This is a genomic window from Rhodococcus sp. MEB064 (genome assembly GCF_000834565.1).
GTDB lineage: Bacteria > Actinomycetota > Actinomycetes > Mycobacteriales > Mycobacteriaceae > Rhodococcoides.
In genome coordinates, this window is sequence record NZ_JXQS01000026.1 from 77208 (window position 1) to 92897 (window position 15690).

General features: G+C 66.7%; 12 protein-coding genes, 3 tRNA genes and 1 pseudogene. 7 read left to right on the top strand and 9 right to left on the bottom strand.

Annotated features, from left to right (window positions below; all coding sequences use genetic code 11):
- The first annotated feature begins 33 nt into the window (after positions 1-33).
- Together RU01_RS13470 and RU01_RS13475 are read left to right on the top strand one after the other, a co-directional pair.
- The gene (locus tag RU01_RS13470; RefSeq protein WP_042575070.1) at positions 34-687 is read left to right on the top strand and encodes a helix-turn-helix domain-containing protein; all 654 of its coding nucleotides are present in this window, start codon (positions 34-36) and stop codon (positions 685-687) included.
- Positions 684-1340, top strand: a complete 657-nt coding sequence (locus RU01_RS13475) for an enoyl-CoA hydratase/isomerase family protein (RefSeq protein ID WP_042575071.1) — start codon at positions 684-686, stop codon at positions 1338-1340. The genes RU01_RS13470 and RU01_RS13475 overlap by 4 nt, the downstream gene beginning before the upstream one ends.
- Positions 1341-1352: 12 nt before the next feature.
- Here the strand turns inward: RU01_RS13475 and RU01_RS13480 are convergent, their stop codons facing one another.
- The 5 genes from RU01_RS13480 to RU01_RS13500 all read right to left on the bottom strand — a co-directional run bounded on the left by RU01_RS13480 (position 1353) and on the right by RU01_RS13500 (position 3658).
- Positions 1353-1691, bottom strand: coding sequence for a DUF2834 domain-containing protein (locus tag RU01_RS13480; RefSeq protein WP_042575116.1), 339 nt, complete (start codon positions 1689-1691; stop codon positions 1353-1355).
- A gap of 31 nt (positions 1692-1722) precedes the next feature.
- Entirely contained in the window at positions 1723-2511 is a 789-nt protein-coding gene (locus RU01_RS13485) for a crotonase/enoyl-CoA hydratase family protein (protein ID WP_042575072.1), read from the bottom strand.
- 121 nt (positions 2512-2632) lie between these two features.
- Positions 2633-2708: transfer RNA gene (locus RU01_RS13490), tRNA-Arg, on the bottom strand.
- A gap of 43 nt (positions 2709-2751) precedes the next feature.
- Positions 2752-2841: transfer RNA gene (locus tag RU01_RS13495), tRNA-Ser, on the bottom strand.
- A 94-nt stretch (positions 2842-2935) separates the two neighbouring features.
- Positions 2936-3658: a dienelactone hydrolase family protein gene (locus tag RU01_RS13500; RefSeq protein ID WP_042575073.1), complete on the bottom strand. Its 723-nt coding sequence runs from the start codon at positions 3656-3658 to the stop codon at positions 2936-2938.
- Between the two features lie 92 nt (positions 3659-3750).
- Between RU01_RS13500 and hisC the strand changes: the two genes are divergently transcribed.
- On the top strand, positions 3751-4818 hold the full coding sequence (hisC, locus tag RU01_RS13505) for a histidinol-phosphate transaminase (protein ID WP_042575074.1): 1068 nt from the start codon (positions 3751-3753) through the stop codon (positions 4816-4818).
- A 433-nt stretch (positions 4819-5251) separates the two neighbouring features.
- On the opposite strand, the gene RU01_RS13510 is transcribed toward hisC, so the two are convergent.
- Positions 5252-6280, bottom strand: a complete 1029-nt coding sequence (locus tag RU01_RS13510; RefSeq protein ID WP_042575075.1) for an alpha/beta hydrolase — start codon at positions 6278-6280, stop codon at positions 5252-5254.
- A gap of 541 nt (positions 6281-6821) precedes the next feature.
- Between RU01_RS13510 and RU01_RS13515 the strand changes: the two genes are divergently transcribed.
- A complete protein-coding gene (locus RU01_RS13515; protein WP_042575117.1) occupies positions 6822-8075 on the top strand; it encodes a PucR family transcriptional regulator in 1254 nt (417 codons plus the stop codon).
- A 58-nt stretch (positions 8076-8133) separates the two neighbouring features.
- On the opposite strand, the gene RU01_RS13520 is transcribed toward RU01_RS13515, so the two are convergent.
- Positions 8134-8223, bottom strand: a tRNA-Ser gene (locus RU01_RS13520).
- A 64-nt stretch (positions 8224-8287) separates the two neighbouring features.
- A complete protein-coding gene (locus RU01_RS13525; RefSeq protein WP_042575076.1) occupies positions 8288-9463 on the bottom strand; it encodes an alpha-hydroxy-acid oxidizing protein in 1176 nt (391 codons plus the stop codon).
- A gap of 79 nt (positions 9464-9542) precedes the next feature.
- Between RU01_RS13525 and mgrA the strand changes: the two genes are divergently transcribed.
- From mgrA to RU01_RS13540, 3 genes and pseudogenes are all read left to right on the top strand, one after another.
- Positions 9543-10574, top strand: coding sequence for an L-glyceraldehyde 3-phosphate reductase (mgrA, locus tag RU01_RS13530; protein ID WP_042575077.1), 1032 nt, complete (start codon positions 9543-9545; stop codon positions 10572-10574).
- A gap of 117 nt (positions 10575-10691) precedes the next feature.
- Positions 10692-11606: pseudogene (locus tag RU01_RS13535) on the top strand (ATP-binding cassette domain-containing protein); the annotation flags it as partial.
- The gene (locus tag RU01_RS13540) at positions 11603-12424 is read left to right on the top strand and encodes an ABC transporter permease (RefSeq protein WP_042575078.1); all 822 of its coding nucleotides are present in this window, start codon (positions 11603-11605) and stop codon (positions 12422-12424) included. The pseudogene RU01_RS13535 and the gene RU01_RS13540, both read left to right, overlap by 4 nt.
- Here the strand turns inward: RU01_RS13540 and RU01_RS13545 are convergent.
- Complete coding sequence (locus RU01_RS13545) at positions 12406-15654, bottom strand: BTAD domain-containing putative transcriptional regulator (protein ID WP_042575079.1); 3249 nt, start codon at positions 15652-15654, stop codon at positions 12406-12408. The genes RU01_RS13540 and RU01_RS13545 overlap by 19 nt on opposite strands.
- Positions 15655-15690: the final 36 nt, after the last annotated feature.

Sequence of the window (15690 nt, forward strand, 5' to 3'; positions counted from 1 at the left end):
CTAATGGAGCACTTGCTCTGTTATGGTGACGACATGCCCCGTCCTCGCCAGCACGACCTCGACGCGGTGATGGATGCGGCCGAAGTACTGGCCGTCGAGTCCGGCGCTGCGTCCGTCACCGTTCGCGCGGTATCCGAGCGGACCGCGATCTCCAACGGCGCCTTCTATCACGCCTTCGGCTCGCGGGCGGGGCTGCTCGGACGGGTGTGGGTGCGCGACGCTCGCCGGATGCTCACCCTGCAACGTGCGGCTGCCGACGCGGCTCTGGCTCGCACTCCCGGATACGACGCCGCGGTCGACGCAGTGGTCGCGGCAGCGGATGCCCCCGCCGTCTTCCTGCTCGACGCACCGATGGCGGGCCGCTTCCTGTTGGCCGTCTCCCGCCGCGAGCTCCTGGGTAGCGACGACATCCCGGCGGACACGGCCGACGATCTCCGCACACTCGACGCCACCCTCCTCGACCTCTTCCTGCGATTGTCCGACGCGCTGTGGGGACGGGTCGACCGCGAGGCGGTCGCCGTGATCAAGGATTGCGTCGTAGAGCTCCCCACCGCACTCCTGTTGCGCGGCAACCGAACTCCGGACACAGCCGTTCGCGCGCGGCTCGCTGCCGCCGTTCGCGGCGTCCTGACTCTCCCACCACCTGCGGCCGACACCGGTCGCTCACGACGAAAGGCTTCACCATGACCGCCACCCTGGACATTCGCGACGACATTGCCGTTCTCACTCTCGGCGACGACGAGAACCGCTTCTCGCCGGAGTGGCTCGACACCGTCGGCACCCACCTCGACCGCGTGGAGGCAGACGCCCGCGGGCTCGTCACCGTAGGAACGGGAAAGTTCTACTCCAACGGGCTCGACCTGGACTGGCTGATGGCCAACGGGACGCGCGCCGACTGGTACGTCGGACGCGTGCAGGACCTGTTCGCACGGATCCTGACGTTCCCGCTGCCCACCGTCGCCGCCGTCAACGGCCACACCTTCGGCGCCGGCGCGATGTTCGCTCTGGCTCACGACTTCCGCGTCATGCGCGAGGACCGGGGCTTCTACTGCTTCCCGGAGGTGGATATCAATATCCCTTTCACACCCGGCATGGCCGCGTTGATCCAGGCCAAGTTGTCTCCGCAGGATGCCCTGGTGGCGATGACGACGGGCCGTCGCTACGGCGGCGCCGACGCACTGTCCGCCCGACTCGTCGACGCCACCGCACCGGACGGCGAGGTGGTGTCGGACGCGATCGCTCGGATCGTTCCGATCGCCGGCAAGGATCGCGGCACTCTCGGCGCGATCAAGACCACCATGTTCGCGTCGGTCACCGCGGCACTGCAGGAGCGCGCGTAGTGCGCTGAGACGTCAGCCCGCGAGCCGGACCGTCCGAGCGCGGACGGCGAGGAAGAAAGGAATGGCGGAGCCGATGCCCACCCCGAAGGTCAGGACCACGGTGAGCAGCCACCATCGGACGATGCCGAGTCGCCGCGCCTCCGGCAGTGCCCAGACGTGGAAAGCGACGACCACCAGGATCAGGTCGACCATCGCAAACCGTCCGGGCACGGTGGACCAGATCTTCCCGACGAAGAAGTCGGCGGCCGATCGTGTCCCGTGCTTCCGAACGTAGGGCAGGGCGATCGCGTTCTGCGCGATACCGGCCACTGCCGCGAGGGCCATGAGTCTGCGTTCGTCCGACATCGTCATCGGGGCTCCGTTCGTAGTGTGTGCGTGCATGTCAGCTGCCGGTGAAGGTCGCCCGCCGACGCTCGACGAACGATGCCATCCCTTCGGCCGCGTCGGACGTCGAGAACAGTGTGCGGATGCCCGGAAGCAGGTGCGCGGCCGCCGCGGCATCCCCTTCGATCAGGCTGCGGTGAGCGGACTCGAGCGTCGCCCGCACACCGAGTGGCGCGGCAGTCTCCGCGATGCGGTGTGCGAGCTCGATCGCGCGATCGATCGCCGCCGCGGGATCCGCGCAGACCTCCTGCACGAGCCCGATGCGACGGGCCTCCTCCGCGTCGAACTCGTCGCCGGTGAGCATCCACCGCATGGCATTTCCCCAGCCGGTCTCGCGAGGAAATCGTAGCGTCGCACCGCCGAACGGATAGATGCCACGCTGAACTTCCATCTGTGAGAAGCGGGTCCCCGCTGCAGCCACTCGGATATCCGACGCCAGCAGCAGTTCGATGCCCAGGGTCATGCACCACCCGTGCACCGCCGTCACCACCGGAGTGGTCCACGTCCCGTCGAGACGCCACGGATCCCGCCCACCCTCGGCTACCGGCAGACTGTTCCCCGTCAGATGCTGGGCGACGTCCACGAGATCGAGACCAGCGGTGAAATGGTCACCGTGGGCGAAGAGCACTCCGGCACGGAGGTCGTCGTCCCTCTCCAGAAGTCCGTAGGCCGTCGACAATTCTCGGATCATGTCGGTGGTGAAGGAGTTCCGCTTCGACGGCCTGTTCAGGCCGATGTGCAGGACGTGCTCGCGCTGCTCGACGGTGATGGTCCGGAAATCGGTCACGACGCACTCCCCACTGACGCGGGGCGGATCCCCGCTCTATGTTCTATCGCATAGTACATAGAACAGGTGGAGCCACACATGCAAAAAGCCGGCACCAGGTGATCCTGGTACCGGCTTTCTGTGGTGCGCCCGAAGGGATTCGAACCCCTAACCTCCTGATCCGTAGTCAGGTGCTCTATCCGTTGAGCTACGGGCGCATGCTGTAGAACTGTTCAGTTGTCTTCCGACCGAAGTCGAAAGTGGCGGAGGCGAGAGGATTTGAACCTCCGGACCCGGTGAAGGGTCAAGTCATTAGCAGTGACTCCCATTCGGCCGCTCTGGCACGCCTCCTGGACCTCTTTCGAGGGCACCGGTCCTTGCGAACCGCCGAGAAGGAAGATTACACACGCCCCGGTGTAGACGCAAAACAGCTGGTGGGGCGGTCTTATCGGAGATGACTGTCGAACCAGTCGAAGATCCGTCGCTGAGCGTCGTCGATCGCGTCGTCACCCACCGAATTCCCTGAACCGTCGTACGGCGCCGACTCCTCGTCCGCCCGGTGCTCGACGCCCGCATAGCTGACGACGAGTGTCGCCACCGAAGCCTTCGCTACAGCGTCCTGGAGCCTCTCGACATGGTCGACGGGCGTGCGGGCATCGTCGCGGCCGTACAGAGCCAGCCACGGCGCTTTGAGAGAGGGAGCGGCGTCGATGAGGGCACGCGCATCCGCGGTCAACGGCTCCACGATTCCGGGGGCCGCGACGCTCACCGCGGCGCCCACCGTCCGGTCGGTGGCGACGAGAGCAGCTGCGGTGCCCGCATCGTCGAAACCGATGACCCCGATGCAGTCCGCGGGCACCCCACGCGCGAGCAGCCACGTGACGGTCGCATCGAAGTCCTCGAACAGCGGCGTGCCGAACACGTCGTCGTCCCCCGCCGCACGATGGAACAGGTGTGGTGCCGCCACGAGCCAACCGTCGGCGGCCAGGGCCTTCATGAATTCGACCAGCGCCGGCGGGAAGGTGCGGGCCTCGTGCAGGACGACGATGCCGCCTCGGGCCTTGGTGTCCGGCTCGAACGCGGTGAGCGGCACGCGATCGAGCGTCGTGGTGTCCGCCCCCTCGTCGCGCGAGCGGATGGGCGCAGTGTCCTCGATGAGACCCGACATGCGTAGAGGGTAATGGCAGACAATGGCTAAAGCGAGGGCCTTGCCGATGCCGACACCACACTGTGTCCGACCCCGGCGCATAATCGACTGCTGTGACCGCACGCACCCGCCCTGACCTCGACGCCATCCCCGGTTACATCCCCGGGCGCTCCTTTCCCGGCGCGATCAAACTGGCCAGCAACGAGACCACCGCGGGTCCCCTCCCGAGCGTGGTCGCCGCCATCGCGGAGGCCGCTGCCGGTGTGAACCGCTATCCCGACAACCAGTCGACTCAGCTGGTCGAGGCGCTCGCGGACTTCCTCGGTGTCGCGTCGACCTCGGTGGCTGCCGGATGCGGATCCGTTGCCCTGTGTCAGGAGCTCGTTCAGATCACGTGCAACGCCGACGACGAAGTCGTGTTCGGATGGCGCTCCTTCGAGGCCTATCCCATCGTCACGCTCGTCGCGGGTGCGACCGCCGTCCGCGTGCCGTTGACAGACGATGACGTCCACGACCTCGACGCGATGGCTGCCGCCGTCACCGACCGCACGCGGTTGATGTTCGTCTGCAATCCCAACAACCCGACCGGCACCGTCGTCGATGCAGCCGCGCTGGACCGCTTCCTCGATGCCGTTCCGGACCACGTTCTGATCGTGCTCGACGAGGCGTACTTCGAGTACACCGACCGCGTGATCGACGGGGTGGAGATCGGTCGAACCCGACCCAACGTCGTAGTGCTGCGGACATTCTCGAAGGCCTACGGCCTCGCCGGACTACGGGTGGGGTACGCCGTCGGAGCGCCGTCGATCATCACGGCCATGGAGAAGGTGCACACGGCCTTCAGCGTCAGCAGTGTCGCGCAGAGTGCTGCCATTGCGTCCCTGGCAGCATCTGATGAGTTGCTCGCGCGTACGACCACGGTGACGTCTGAGCGTTCTCGACTGCGATACACCCTGCGCGAGTTCGGGTTTCACGTTCCCGACTCGTCCGCGAACTTCGTATGGATACCGCTCGGCGCATCCTCCGGCGACTTCTCGGCTGCCTCGACCGAAGCCGGCGTCATCGTGCGCGCCTACGGTGACGACGGCGTGCGCATCACCGTCGGCGACCCGCACGAGAACGACGCGTTCCTCGAGTTCGCCTCGGCGGCCGCTGAGCAGTTCGCTCCGGTCACGTCGTAGCGCTGGGGTTCGCGGGCTGCTGGGGGTGTACACACCTCTACTGGTGGGCGCACACCCCCTACGGCCGGCGGGTAGGGGTGTGCGGTCATCAGAAGGGGTGCCCACACCCAGTACCGCACGGCCCGACGCACCCAAACGGCCTGCCGACGTGGCACCTGCAACCGGTGTGCACACCCCCAGCGCCAAGCGCACACCCTCTACAGCCGGCGGGTAGGGGTGTGCGGCCACCAGAAGGGGTGCACACACCCAGTACCGCACGGCCCGACGCACCCAAACGGCCTGCCGACGTGGCACCTGCAACCGGTGTGCACACCCCCAGCGGTAAGCGCACACCCTCTACGGCCGGCGGGGAGAAGTGTGCGGCCACCAGAAGGGGTGCACACCCAGTGCCGCACGCTCGATGCGCCGCACACACCCCCAGCAGCGCGAGGAGCTAGAGCCCCAGGGACCTGGAGACGACAGGCCAGGAGTTGTGCATCTCGTCCTGCCAGTACTTCCACGAATGCGTGCCGTAGGGCTTGAAGACGATGGTGGCGGGGACGCCCGCGGTGCGCAGCGTGTCCGCGAAGCCGGTGGTGCAGATGTTCGCAGCAGCTTCGAGCGGTCCGCCGACGGTGAGCGCTTCGATGACGCTCTCGCCGAACCCACCGGCCGCCTCGTAGGGGCCGGGGAAGCCGTTACCCGTCGACAGGTAGATCTGCTTGCCGCGCAAGGCTTCGACATGGTTGCTGGGGTCGTTGTCCGCCCACGCGGGGTCGGAGTTGGGGCCCCACATATTGGTGGCGTCACCGCCGGTGGAACCGACGGTCGCGCGCACGGCGTTCTTGGTCTCGTTGGAGCGATTGTCGTAGCACCCGCTGAAGCCGGCTATTCCGGTGTACAGATCCGGATGCTTGGTCAGCAGGTTCATCGCACCCTGGGCGCCCATGGACAAGCCCATCAGCGAGTTGATCCCGTTGCCGTCGAAACGTGCATCGAGGAGAGGAGGGAGCTCGGACGTCAGGAACGTCTCCCACTTGTTGAGTCCCAGAATCGGATCGGACTGCTGCCAGTCCGCGTAGTAGCTGCCTCGGCCGCCGACGGGCAGGACCACGTTGACAGCCTTGTCGGCGAAGAAGGAGACGACGTCGGTCTTCTGCGTCCACGTGCTCTCGGTGTAGTTCGACTCCTCGCCGGCACTGACGCCGTCGAGCATGTACAGCGTCGGGCGGGGTGCGGACCGGTCCGCGGGCAGCAGCACCTGAACCTGGATCTCGCGGCTCATCGCCGGGGAGAACACGGACAGGACGGCGCGACGATCGGTCTCCATCGTGACGGAGACGATGCGCGGTGCGGACGACGCTGCCGGCTGGCTCGGGAAGGACGACCCCGGAACGCTCGGCTCGGCGGTCGCGGTGGGTGCGGCACCCAGGACAGCCATCGCCGTGAGACAACCGGCGGCGAGCAGAGCGGGACGTCGCATCGACCGAACCTTTCGGGAAAGAACGTGGCCGAGGGCCACACGTGCTGAATATCGGTGCGTCGGACCGACCGTCCATGGAACGCAGCCCGTACCAACCTACTGGCTGGTAGGCAGAGCCGACTCCACGTCCAATCGACTGCTTGCGGTCTTGTCAGCGGTCACAAAGCATGTCGAGCTGCTGCGTTCGGTCCGCAAGAACCCCTGAATCATACCGCGAGACTGTTTGCAGCGCCGAAACACACTTCATTGATCGAAACCAGTGTTGTGATATTTCATGAATCAGTCGGTACTCAATTGTGTGGAAGCAAGACAATTGCGGACGAATCGGCAGGTGCGTTTGTCTCAACATCCGTCATGCGCCGATGTCAGCGCAGGTCACGGTCGGTGCGCACGAGGTGGGCAACCTCACCGAACAATGTGCCGACTCATACCGGCACTCTCGGTTCGGTATCTCGAAACAATCTCGAATCCCGTTAATGATTGTTACGGTACCCCGAGAACATGCACGACTGACATGAACTACACAGTCATGGGGGGATCGATGACCACACCGAAGACAGCTCCGAGTCCGCTTCCGGGCCACGTGGAGGCCGGCCTGATCGCCGGTACCAAGGGCAACACGCTCGCGCTGAACGATCTCCGGGGAGTGGCTCGTCACCTGGTCGATCACTTCGCGGCCAACACCCCCTGCGGGACATTGCCGGGCGAACTGCTCCACGGCGACGTCACCGAGGTGACGGTCAAGTGCCTCGGACTGGCGGTGCGCATGCTCGAGTCGGGCAAGACTCCGTCCGACAAGGACCTGGCGAACGTCCACGACGCTGCAGCGCGCTGGGCTCGCGAGGGAGTGCCGCTCCGGTCGATCCTCCGCGCGTACCACGACGGTTTCCGATTCGGACTCACTCTTGTCAGCCGCGACGCCAAGACCCACAACTCGGAGAACCTGACCGAGAACTCCCTCGTGCTGGTGACCCTCCTGGAAGCCGTCACGACCGAGGTCTCGATCGCCTACGTCGAGGAGTACCGGTCGGTCGCCTCCGAACATCACACGGCGACACATACTTTGGTCACCACGCTGCTCAGCGGTGGTCAGAACGCCACGTCCACCGCGCAGCAGTGCGGGATCGACCTCGCCGACGAGTACCTGGTCATCGCCTTGCACTTCCCCCAGCATCCCGACGAGTCGAATCCCGTCGTCGACCGCACGGTCTCTGCGCGCCGCAAGCTCCGACGCATCCAGGCGGAGCTGGCCACCACATGCGGCAAGTCCCCGCTGGCTCTGCTCAGCACCGAGGGCGGCACGGTACTTCTGCCCGCGCCCCGTGAGCGGGAGTGGATCGACACCCTGATCGAGCGGCTCTCTCGCGCCGGCGAAATCCCCATCACCGCCACCGTGACGACGGCGGAGCGCGAGGACATCCCCGGCGCGGCGGAGCACGTCTACGAACTGCTTTCTCTCACAAGGCAGTTGGGTCGGCCGTCCGGTATGTACCGGACCGAGGACCTTGTGCTGGAGTACCAGCTGACACGGCCCGGTCGTGGCAGGGAGCAACTGCTGCGCGCCCTCGGACCGTTGGACGACGCACCGGAACTGCTGGACACGCTCACCTCCTACATCGGCCACGAACTGAACAGGCAGCGCACCGCGCGTCACCTGTTCGTCCACGCCAACACCGTCGACTACCGCCTCAAGCGCATCGGGCAGCTCACCGGCATCGATCCGAGCGTCCCGTCGGGACTGCGGTATCTCCAGGCAGCCATCGTGGCGCGCGGACTCGCCGCGAAGCAGAAGTAGCAGTACCGGCAACACGTACGACTCGAGCCCCCCACCTGCAGGTGGGGGGCTCGTTCGTTGGCGGAAGCGGAGGGATTTGAACCCACGGACGCTTTTACACGTCTCTCGCTTTCAAGGCGAGTGCATTAGGCCGCTCTGCCACGCTTCCGCATCACATACTAATGGGCCGCCCGCTGCGGTCGACGTCGGCCGTCACGATCACGGGCCCGGCGTCAGGCGCGATGCAGGATGGACCGGTCGACGTCGGCGACGGACGCCAACCCGGCGAGACCCATCGTGATGTCCAGGTCGCCGAGGAGGCACCGCAGCGCGTGCACGACGCCGTCGCGGCCGGCCAGACCGAGGCCGTAGACCCAGGGCCTGCCGTAGAGAACGGCGTCGGCACCGAGCGCCAGGGCGACCAGAACATCGGCGCCCGATCGGATGCCCGAGTCCAGCAGCACCGTCGCCCTGTCCCCCACGGCGGCGGCGACGGGTTCGAGCGCGTCCAGTGCGGCGATCGAGTTGTCCACCTGTCGTCCACCGTGATTGGAGACGAGTACGCCGTCGGCACCGGAGTCGACGGCAGCGCGGGCGTCATCGGGGTGCAGCACTCCCTTGACGACGACGGGAAGATGCGTCCATTCCTTGACTCGCGCGATGTCCGCGAAGCGCAGAGTGTGATTGCCGAACATGCCGACCCACGTGAGGACGGCGATCTGCAGAGCTTCCGCACTCTCCTCGGGTGGGGCCGCCAGACGAGAGCGGAACACCGGATCGGACAGATAGTTTGCGATGCCCTCGGCGCGCAGGAACGGGAGGTGGCCCAGCGTCAGATCCCTAGGACGCCATCCGATTCCGGGGGTGTCCGCGGTGACGACGATGACCTTCGCTCCGGATGCCGTCGCCCGGCGGACCAGCGATTCGGCCACGCCCTCGTCGGACGGCCAGTACAGCTGGTACCACCAGTTGTCGCCGGACTCGGCCGCGACGTCCTCCATCGGTGTCGACGACGCTGTCGACAGGACCGACCCGATACCGAGTTCGGCTGCGGCAGAACCGACTGCAGGTTCCGCCGCTGGATGCACCATGCCGAGCACACCTACCGGTGCGGTGAGGATCGGCGCCGCCAGGGGGGTACCGAGCACCGTGACCGACAGGTCCCGGGCGTCGGGAGCGCTGGCTCCGCGCCACATCCGGGGAACGATCCTGTGCGCGGCGAACGCGTCGACATTGGCCCGAGCGGTGCGTTCGGTGGACGCACTTCCGGCGATGTAGGCGAAGGACGCCGCGGACAACGTCTCGCGGGCACGGTCCTCGAGACCGTCGGCCGTCATGGGGAGATCGGGCGAGAGTCCGCCGAGCCCGGTCAGGTAGATCTCGTTCTGGAAGTTGCCGAAAGTGCTCACACGCAAACGCTAGCGAACGTGCACGCCCGGCTGCACGGTTTCGCGTTGGTGACCGTCACGCATCCGGCAGGATGGGGCGATGCCGGATCCCTATGTCGCCTCCGCTCATCGTTACGACACCATGCCGTACCGCCTCACCGGTGCGAGCGGGCTGAAGCTTCCCGCCATCTCACTCGGGCTCTGGCACAACTTCGGAGACGACGTGCCCCTGGCCACCCAGCGCGCCGTCCTGCGCCGCGCGTTCGACCTGGGCATCACCCACTTCGACCTGGCCAACAACTACGGCCCGCCGTACGGCAGCGCGGAGATCAACTTCGGCCGCATCCTGCGGGAGGACTTCGGGCCGTACCGCGACGAACTGGTGATCTCCACCAAGGCCGGCTGGGACATGTGGCCCGGCCCGTACGGCTTCGGCGGGTCGCGGAAATACCTGCTGAGTTCACTCGACCGTTCGCTCGAACGGATGGGCCTCGACAGCGTCGACATCTTCTACAGTCACCGTCCCGACAAGGAGACTCCGGTCGAGGAGACCGCGGGCGCGCTGATCAGCGCCGTGCAGCAAGGCAAGGCCCGATACGTCGGTATCAGCTCCTATTCGGCCGCGCGCACTCGCCAGATGGCCGCCCTGCTGTCCGACGCCGGGGTTCCGTTGCTCATCCATCAGCCCAGCTACTCCATGCTGAACCGCTGGATCGAGTCGGATCTGCTGCCCGCCGTCGACGAGTTGGGTGTCGGCATCATCGCGTTCTCGCCTCTCGCCCAGGGCATGTTGACGAGCAAGTACCTCGGAGGCATTCCCGACGAATCCCGAGCGGCGCAGGGTAAGTCGCTCGACCCCGACTGGTTGACCGAGGACATGCGCGGACATCTGAACGCGTTGAACGACATCGCCTCGGCACGCGGACAATCGCTGGCGCAGATGTCGCTGGCCTGGGCACTTCGAGACACACGCGTCACGACGGTGCTGATCGGCGCGTCGTCCGTCGAGCAGCTCGACGACAACGTGGGGGCGCTGGACACCCTGAGTTTCGACGACGACGAATTGGCCCGGATCGACGAGCACGCCAAGGAGTCCGGCATCAACCTGTGGGAAGAGCCGTCACGGATCTGATCCGACACCGGGACGACACCGGCACGACAGTGCCGTGACAGCGGGGCGGTGCACGCTGAGCGCATGCAACCAGCCATCGAAGCAGACAACCTCGTCAAGAACTTCGGCCGGCAGCGCGCGGTGGACGGCGTCAGCCTGACCGTTCCCCGCGGCGCGGTCTACGGAGTTCTCGGACCCAACGGAGCGGGAAAGACCACCACCGTCCGCATGCTCGCCACCCTGCTGCGCCCGGACGGCGGCAGCGCACGGGTGTTCGGCCACGACGTCGTCGCGGAGCCCACGGCCGTGCGTTCCCTGGTCGGCGTGACGGGCCAGTACGCGTCGGTCGACGAAGACCTCACCGCGACGGAGAACCTCGTCGTGTTCTCTCGACTGCTCGGCCTCGGCCGTGCCGAGAGCCGACGACGTGCGAACGACCTTCTCGAGGAGTTCGCCCTCACCGAGGCCGCGTCGAAGCCGTTGAAGAATTTCTCCGGAGGAATGCGGCGGCGACTCGACCTGGCAGCGAGCCTCATCTCGACACCTCCGCTGCTGTTCCTGGACGAACCCACCACCGGACTCGACCCCCGCACGCGCGTACAGATGTGGGACACCATCCGCCGACTCGTGTCCGAGGGCACGACGGTCCTGCTGACCACCCAGTACCTCGACGAGGCCGATCAGCTGTGCGACCGCATCGCCGTCATCGACCGGGGACGCGTCATCGCCGACGGCACCGCCGACAGTTTGAAGGCGTCGGTGGGAACGTCCACGATGACTCTGGTGATCGCCGACCCCGGACGGACCGAGGAGGCACGTGTCCTGGTCAGCACCCGCCTCGGTCTCGACGCGTCCGCTGCCACCGGATCGGGCCGCGTCACGGCGCCCATGAAAGATGCGTCGGCGACACCGGACATCCTGATCTCGTTGCGGGATATCGGGATCGACGTCGCCGAGATCACCGTCGCCAAACCCAGCCTCGACGAGGTCTTCATGTCCATCACCGGTCGGCCCGACTCCGCGGCCGCCACATCCGAGGAGAACGCCGCATGACCACCACCCTGACCAGCCCCACCTCGGCGCCGCGTGTCGTCGACGCCCCGGTCGAGCGGATCTCCGTCTCGATGGCCGCTCGCCACACCGTCACGATGGCGTATCGAGGTCTGCTCAAGCTGAAGCACAACCCGGAGCAACTGTTCGACGTCGTCTTCGTTCCGATCGTCTTCACCTTGATGTTCACCTACATCTTCGGCGGCGCCATCTCCGGCGACATCGCGAGCTACCTGCCGGTCATCATTCCCGGAATCCTGGTCCAGACGGTCATCACCACGTCGATCGTCACCGGCACTCAACTCCGTGAGGACATGGACAAGGGCGTCTTCGACCGATTCAAAGCCCTTCCGATCGCACGCATCTCACCGCTGGCGGGCGCCCTGCTCGCCGACGTCGTCCGGTACGTCATCGCCACCGTCATCACGTTCTCCACAGGTTTCGCCATGGGCTACCGACCCGAGGGCGGTGCGGTAGGAGTTGCGCTCGCCGGCGGCCTGGTGATCGTGTGCGCATGGTCGATCAGCTGGATCTTCGCATTGATGGGTGTCCTGATGAGCAAGGCGTCCGCCGTGCAGGGCGTGTCGATGTTGATCCTCTTCCCGTTGACCTTCCTGTCGAACGCCTTCGTGGACACCATGCCCGGATGGCTCCAGGCCTTCGTGAACGTGAACCCGGTTTCCCAGGTGGTCACCGCGGTGCGCGAACTCGCCGGAACCGGCCGCGCCGGAATCCATGTGGTGTGGTCGCTGCTGGGCGCGGCGGTCATCGTTCTGGTCGTCGCTCCACTCACCGTGCGCACCTACATGCGTAAGGCCTGAGCCGTCAGCGCGGCCAGGATCGACTCCGCTGCGGCGGCCCGGGTGCGCGGCCGCCGCAGCAGGGCTGTCTCCACCGCGTCGATGCCGAGCACTCCGCGCGCCAGTCCCAGATGCAGGGCGAGCGTCATGGACGGAAAGTCTTGTCGCGCCGCGACGGACGTCGCAGCGGCCAGAAGGATCGGTCCTTCGGGCGATCGCCCGCGGGCGATCAGATACGACCCCACGGCGCAGGCCACGGCACCGAGCTGAGGAAGATCCCCTCGCGCCAGAGCACTGCGGGGAGCACAGACGCGGGTGCGGATCCACCGAACGAGATCCTCCACCCTGTCGTGATCGCCGTGCAGCACATGCGCATCCACGCAGGCGCAGGCCAACATCACGGCGTACGGATCTCCGATGTCGTCCCACCCCGACCGGCACTGCTCGGCGGCGTCCCGATACAGCGCCAGACCGGTGGACACATCTCCTCCACGCAGCATCGCCTCGGCCCGAGCTCCGAGAACCGTGGCTCGCGTCTGATGCCTCATCGCCTCGTCGGACGCGACCACAGCAAGCCCCGTGGTGATGCGATCGCCGTACCCGAACTCCGACAGCAGAGCCAACCCGTCACCGACACGGTCCGCGGCGACGAGAGACGCAGCGGCGAAGGTCCGCGTCTGGACACTCTCCTCGTATGCGTGGAGGCGCCAGAGCAACTGCGCCCCGTGGAGATAGAACTCGGCGGCCTGCTCGTGCCTCCCGGTCTGTCCGTGGATACTTCCCAGTGACTGAGCAGCCTGAGCCATGCCCCACAGATCGTCGGAATCGTGCGAGATGGACGCCGCGGCGCGAAGATCGCGTTCCGCGCCGTACAGGTCGCCGCGGTTCTCGCGCAGCGATCCGCGCAACATCAGCGCGGTACCTCGAATCTCCGGGTCGGCAGACCTCACCGCCTCCGCGAGCACCCTCGCCAGCCCCTTGCCGTCGGCCCGGTGCAGGAGCAAAACCGCCGGGAACCGCAGGGCCGGAGACGTTCCCGGCCTGGCCCGCAGAACGCTTCGCAACGCGGTGCGCGCGCGAGCCGCCTGTCGGGGCGAGCCTCCGTATCCCAGGTGCGACGCCATGAAGACGTAGGCGAACACGACGATGTCGTCGGGGACACCGCGGGGATCGACATCGGTCGCACCGAGAAGGCGCACCGACCAATTGACGACTTCCGAATGCGCACCCCGCACAGACCACAGGTAGGCGAGTGCGGGGAAGATCGTGAAGACGTCGGACCAGCGTTGTTCCACCGCCGCGACACGAAGCACTGCCAGCAGGTTGTCGTGCTCGGCGTCGATCGCCGGAACGACCGCGTTACGGTTGCCGTTCCGATGCAGTTCGAGCGCCTGTAATGCGACGGACGACGCCCACGCGACCATCGAGTCGGTGACCGCGTCACGCTCTGCGGGGTCGCGTGCAAGGTGCTCCTCGCCGAATTCACGGACGGTCTCGAGCATGTGGAACCTCAGCCCGTCCGACTCGTCCACCGTGAGCAACGAGTGCTCCACCAAACCGTCCACCGCATCGTCGATGCGGGCGCCCGGCTCGAATTCGGCCACCGCCCGCGCGGCATGCGAGGTGAAGCCGGCAGGAAAGCGGCACAACCGTCGGAGCGCACGACGCTGACCGTCGTCGAGCAGTTGCCAACTCCAGTCGATGACGGCATGCAGGGTCCGATGCCGCTCCGGTCGAGTCCGATCCTTGCTGCGCAACAACGAGAATCGATCGGCCAACGCGTTGTCGATCTCCTCGATGCTCATCGACCGAGCACGCGCCGCGGCCAATTCGATGGCCAACGGAAGACCGTCGAGACGGGTGCACAACCGTGCGATCCTGTCCGGGTCGATCACCACGGTCGGTCGTACCGCCCGCGCACGGGCGATGAACAGATCGGTGGCCGGTGACCCGCCCGCATCGACATTCAGCGGCGGAAGAGGATAGATCGACTCGGCAGCGACACCCAGCGGCGTTCGAGATGTGGTCAGGATGCGCACCAGATCGCTCGCGGCGATCAATTCGTCCACCACGCCGGCAACATCGGTCGACACGTGTTCGCAGTTGTCCAGGATCATCAGAAGAGGACGCGATGTCAGCGCGTCGCGAAGCCGGTCACGCGCGGAATGGACAGGACCGATGGGCAAGGACCCCATCACGACGTCCGCCTCGTTCAGTCCCAGGGTTCCACTGATGGCGGCGACCACGTCGTCTCCACTCCGCAGAGGTGCCAACTCGACGACGACAACCGGAACCCGTTGTGTCGCACGACGACCGATCTCGTGAGCCAGGCGCGTCTTGCCACTGCCGCCGGGACCGGTGACGGTCACCAGTCGCGCCCGGGACAGCAGGCTCTCCACCGCCGCGATGTCGTCCGTCCGGCCCACGAGCTCGGTGGAGGCGTGACGGACTCCCACCACCGGGTAGCCCGACAGCGCGACCGGCTCGACCGGAACTGTCGCGCCGAGCAGATCGGCATGCAGTGCCGCGACGACCGGCGACGGATCTATGCCCCACCGATCTGCCAGCAGCTCACGGAGTTCGGCGAACACGGCGATCGCATCGGCCGTGCGACCCGCGGCGTGCAGCGCGCTCATCATCGACGACGCCGCGGTCTCGTCGGCACGGTCGCGGTGCCAGCGTCGGCGTGCGATCTCGATCGCGGACGCGCGGTCACCGACATCCGACGACGCAGCCACAGCGATCGAGTCCAGCGTGTCGCGGATGTCTGCCGCAGCCTTCGCGACGTCGGCCGCCACGGTGCTGTCGCCCAGATCACCTCCGGGGTCGCCTCGCCACAGCGCGACCGCGTCGGCGACCGTGTCGAGTGCTTCCGCAGGTTCCAGGGACGATGCCGACGCGGCGAGCAGCTGGGCTCGCCACAGGTCGACGTCGTTCGGATCGAGTGAGAGGCGGTACCCGGCCGGTCCTGTCTCGATCATCGGTGCCACCGACCGCAGACGCGAGACCTGGGTCTGCACGGCGGACTTCGGCGACTCCGGTCCGCCGTCGGGCCAGAGTTCGTCGATGATCGTCGACACCGAGACGAACTTGCCGGGAGTCATCGCGAGAAGCGCCAGCAGTGTCCGCGCTCGCAGACCCGGCACACCCGAGAACTGCGTACCGACGCGGATGCGGACGTCACCCAGCAGGCCCACCACCGGTTGTCCGATGCCGGGCCGCACATCGTTCGCATCGTCTCGTCCGGTCACCGAGTCAAATGGTATGACCTCGTCGCAACTCACGCC

What these genes read in the sequence shown, in the direction of transcription:
- RU01_RS13470 (WP_042575070.1), top strand. Translation starts at nt 34, where the DNA reads ATGCCCCGTCCTCGCCAGCACGACCTCGACGCGGTGATGGATGCGGCC.
- RU01_RS13475 (WP_042575071.1), top strand. Translation starts at nt 684, where the DNA reads ATGACCGCCACCCTGGACATTCGCGACGACATTGCCGTTCTCACTCTC.
- RU01_RS13480 (WP_042575116.1), bottom strand. Translation starts at nt 1,691, where the DNA reads ATGACGATGTCGGACGAACGCAGACTCATGGCCCTCGCGGCAGTGGCC.
- RU01_RS13500 (WP_042575073.1), bottom strand. Translation starts at nt 3,658, where the DNA reads ATGTCGGGTCTCATCGAGGACACTGCGCCCATCCGCTCGCGCGACGAG.
- RU01_RS13510 (WP_042575075.1), bottom strand. Translation starts at nt 6,280, where the DNA reads ATGCGACGTCCCGCTCTGCTCGCCGCCGGTTGTCTCACGGCGATGGCT.
- RU01_RS13515 (WP_042575117.1), top strand. Translation starts at nt 6,822, where the DNA reads ATGACCACACCGAAGACAGCTCCGAGTCCGCTTCCGGGCCACGTGGAG.
- mgrA (WP_042575077.1), top strand. Translation starts at nt 9,543, where the DNA reads ATGCCGGATCCCTATGTCGCCTCCGCTCATCGTTACGACACCATGCCG.
- RU01_RS13540 (WP_042575078.1), top strand. Translation starts at nt 11,603, where the DNA reads ATGACCACCACCCTGACCAGCCCCACCTCGGCGCCGCGTGTCGTCGAC.